The sequence below is a fragment of the Nostoc sp. CALU 546 genome, assembly GCF_048836525.1.
This window is the reverse complement of record NZ_JAWJTF010000210.1, coordinates 1-4,057: the sequence shown is the minus strand read 5'-3', so window position 1 is coordinate 4,057 and position 4,057 is coordinate 1. Positions and strand designations below refer to the sequence as shown.

The 4,057-nt window shown below is 44.3% G+C and carries 2 protein-coding genes and 2 rRNA genes; all 4 read right to left on the bottom strand.

Going from position 1 to position 4,057, the window contains the following annotated elements:
- Positions 1–264: 264 nt before the first annotated feature.
- Positions 265–1,887, bottom strand: coding sequence for a glutamine-hydrolyzing GMP synthase (guaA, locus tag RRG12_RS41615; protein WP_069073694.1), 1,623 nt, complete (start codon positions 1,885–1,887; stop codon positions 265–267).
- A 224-nt stretch (positions 1,888–2,111) separates the two neighbouring features.
- Positions 2,112–3,227, bottom strand: a complete 1,116-nt coding sequence (cbiD, locus tag RRG12_RS41610; protein WP_420759962.1) for a cobalt-precorrin-5B (C(1))-methyltransferase CbiD — start codon at positions 3,225–3,227, stop codon at positions 2,112–2,114.
- Positions 3,228–3,603: 376 nt separating this feature from the next.
- Positions 3,604–3,721: ribosomal RNA gene (gene rrf / locus RRG12_RS41605) — 5S ribosomal RNA — on the bottom strand.
- Positions 3,722–3,840: 119 nt separating this feature from the next.
- A 23S ribosomal RNA gene (locus RRG12_RS41600) occupies positions 3,841–4,057 on the bottom strand; the annotation flags it as partial.

The following is a 4,057-nucleotide window of genomic DNA, read 5'->3' as shown; positions in this document are numbered from 1 at the left end:
AGGACACCGTGATGGAACCTGGCCTACGTTTAATCCAGTTGGGTCAAGTAGGAGTAATTTAATGAAATGGACCCTACTTGTCTGTTTAATTGAGATGGTAGCTGGATTTATGCCGTGCTGTAATAGGCTTTATACCTGGCTCTTGAGTTGAAAAGGTTTAACTGATTAACTTGCAGACTACTGTATATGAATCTAATCTACTGCAAGGGATCTGAACTATAGCCAAGAGTGATGAACTTTTAGTTAAGTCAACTCAAAACTTGATTACTCCCATTCAATAGTTCCAGGCGGCTTAGAGGTGATGTCATAAACCACCCGATTTACTCCTTTCACCTCATTCACAATCCGAGTGGAAATCACTTCCAAGACATCGTAAGGGACTCTTGCCCAATCAGCAGTCATGCCATCTTCACTGGTCACAATCCGCAAAACAATGGGGTAAGCGTAAGTGCGTTGATCCCCCATAACGCCAACACTACGAATTGGCAGCAATACAGCAAATGCTTGCCAGAAATCATGATACATACCGCGTTGGTTAATTTCTTGCCGGACAATCAAATCGGCATCACGCAAAATATTTAACCGCTCAGATGTGACTTCCCCCAAGATGCGAATTGCCAAACCAGGCCCAGGAAAAGGTTGCCGTTGGACAATTTCTTCTGGTAAACCAATGGAACGCCCAACTTTGCGGACTTCATCTTTAAATAGTTTCCGCAGTGGTTCTACCAATTTAAATCTTAGGTCTTTGGGTAAACCGCCAACATTGTGATGGCTCTTAATTTTCACCGCTACCCGCTCACCAGTTTGGGGATCAACGTTGGTGTCAGCAGATTCGATAACATCTGGATAAAGAGTCCCTTGAGCCAAATAGTCAAAGTGACCAAGGCGTTTGGATGTTTCCTCAAATACAGCAATAAATTCGTGTCCGATGCGGCGGCGTTTTTCTTCGGGATCTGTAATGTCAGCAACTCTAGCTAAAAAGCGATCGCGGGCATTAACATACTCTACAGGAATGTGAAACTGCTCTTGGAACAGCTTTACCAATCGCTCTGGCTCATACTTTCGCATAAAGCCTTGATCGATAAACACGCAAGTCAGTTGTTCACCAATGGCTTTATACAGCAAGAACGCCAGGGTAGAAGAATCCACTCCACCAGACAGCGCCAACAGCACTCGCTTCTCGCCAACTCTGGCGCGAATTTCTTGAATTGCTTCTTCCACAAAAGCCGCTGTTGTCCAAGTGGGTTCGCAATCGCAGATATGGTAGACAAAATTACGGATTAATGCTATTCCGCCAAGAGAATGCACCACCTCTGGATGGAACTGAACACCGTAAAGTTTCCTTTCGTGGTCAGCAATGGCAGCACAGGGAGTATTTTCTGTATGTGCCAGCAATTCAAACCCCGATGGCATTTGGATAACTGAGTCTCCGTGACTCATCCACATAGTGGTGCCATCTTCGACGTTGGTGAGCAAATCTGTGGGATCATCAATATATAATGATGCTTTGCCGTACTCACCTCGATCGGCCTTTGCCACTTCGCCACCGAGTTGGTTCACCATCAGCTGCATCCCATAGCAAACACCCAAAATGGGTATTCCCAAATTCCAGATTTCTGGGTCACAATGGGGAGCGTTATCACCATAAACCGAACTCGGCCCACCGGAGAGGATGATTCCCTTGGGATTGAGTTGGCGCAATTGTTCAGAAGTAGTGCGATAGGATAAAACTTCAGAGTATACTTGAGTCTCGCGGATGCGACGGGCAATCAACTCAGAATATTGAGAGCCGAAATCCAGAATTACAATCAATTGGCGATCAAGCCGCCCAAAATTTTCCAATGTTTGGGGCGCTTGTTCTGTTGGTAGAGTCACCGCTGTATTCATGACGGGAGTGTTATGTCTGTTAAGGATAGATGCTTTGTGGTCTATAGTGATGCTATTATTCAGCCTGGTTAGGCTGATAATGGTATAAAAGCCCTAGACAAACGCGAGGTTATGTGCGCTTGTCTAGTCCCGGAGTCGGAGATGGTATTAAAACGATAAACTTACCCTAGAGTGGTTACTTAAAAGATTATTTATTTGGATTGTTTACGATTATTCATAATAAATTAACATAATTTTCCCATCAACAGACGAGCAGTTTTACTCTTCACAATAATTTTGCGATCGCGATCAAAGAGGATAGAGCCACAGACTGTAGTTCCTGTCCCCTTTTGGCTATGGCTTTGGATGTATTCTTGGGAACGAACATCGATGGTTTCAGCGATCGCACTGTAAACTTGATTTACCCAATCACTGCCAGTTGCAGCATCTAGCGATTTTAGATATGTTAGTGCTGCTTCGGCGGTAGCACTATTAAACACAGCTTGGATATCTGGTAATTTTAAACCTGCGATCGCACAGTGCGCTGCTAAAATTTCCCGTCGTCCATCAGCCAAGTAGTGATGAGTGTGAAAAATCCCTCCTGCCAGTTTCATCAGTTTACCGTGATAGCCAAATAATAAGATTTCTTTCACACCCAGCACATCAGCTTCTACTAACATTGGGCCGAGCCAGTTAGCCGTTTTGACTAATTGTTCAGGATTAATCCCTAGTTTACGCGCTAAATCTAAGCCATTTTCGCCGATACAGAATATTAAACTCTCAAAACGACTGGCTTTATTTTGTAATTCCGCCCGAAAAACTGCAAGCTGATCTGGTGTACTTAAGGGTTGAGAAATGCCTGTTGTGCCTAAAAGCGAAAGTCCTTCAACCACACCAAAGGCAGAATTTGAAGTCCGAACAGCAAGCGATCGCCCTTCGGGTAGAATAATCGTCACCGTGATTTTTTCCCCAGGTGCTAACATCCGTTGCAAATTCTCTTGCAACAGCCTTTGAGCATAAGCATAAATGGCTGGCTTGTCATCAGCATTTAATTGCCTACCAATCCCTTCCCCACCTTTAATAATTACTGCATCATCACCCTGTTCTCGCCATTCCACCAATGCCCAAATCGGTGTATCTTTAGTCAAATCGAGATTATCACCGGGATCGCTGCGAGCGATCGCTAAAGCTGTACTATCAGATAGTCCTGCGACCTGTTCAATGGGGATTTCTGCGATTTGAGCGGGTTCAATTAAATCTACAGATGCTAAAGTTAGGGATTGGCGATTGTGTAACCAGTGTAAAGCTGCAACAGCAGCAGCGCAAGCAAAGACGGGAAGTGTGTATCCAGAACGGGACATTTTTTAAATTCAAAAGTCAAAATAATTCTTCAAACATAAAAACAGTTTCACATAGCAATTTAGACCCATCTCTAGCTTGCTTCCTTCAGGGTAAGGTAAACTTGAGCCGACACAGATTGCCCTCATATTCTTACCAAATAACCTCTCCACGTTCGGCTACAACGCCATATTAACCATCTCCTCATCTTGCCAGTAAACATATTTTTTGGTTGTCATAGGGTGAACGAACGACTTATGAACTTCTCCAAGTATGCCAACCATCTTATCAAACAGGGACAAACAGCATTTGATCTTAATTACATTGCCAATACTAAAAATTCAGGGTAAACAAAAGCCCCAAGCAATTATGATTGCTTGGGGCTTGTTGTAAGAATAAACCTGGCATCGAGCTATTTTTGCGTAGGGCTACCCCTAAACTATCGTTGCCGCAGCAGCGTTTCACCTCTGAGTTCGGGAAGGGTTCAGTGTGGTTCCACCGCGCAATAGACACCAGGAAAACCTGATGGGAATTAAAAATTAAAAATGTAAAATTAAAAATGACTTTTGAAATTTTACATTTCTAATACTTCAGAAACCCTGAAGACTGCAAGTAACGCGAAACCAAATGAGTTGTGAGGTCAAGCCCTCGGTCTGTTAGCACGGCTCGGCTACATACATTGCTGCACTTCCACCTACCGCCTAAGAACGGGTGTTCTGCCCGTGACCTTACCCACTTATTGTGGTGAGAGCACTCATCTTGAGGTGGGCTTCCCACTTAGATGCTTTCAGCGGTTCTCCGCTCCGCACTTGGTTCCCCCGCGTTTACCGTTGGCACGATAACTGGTACCCCC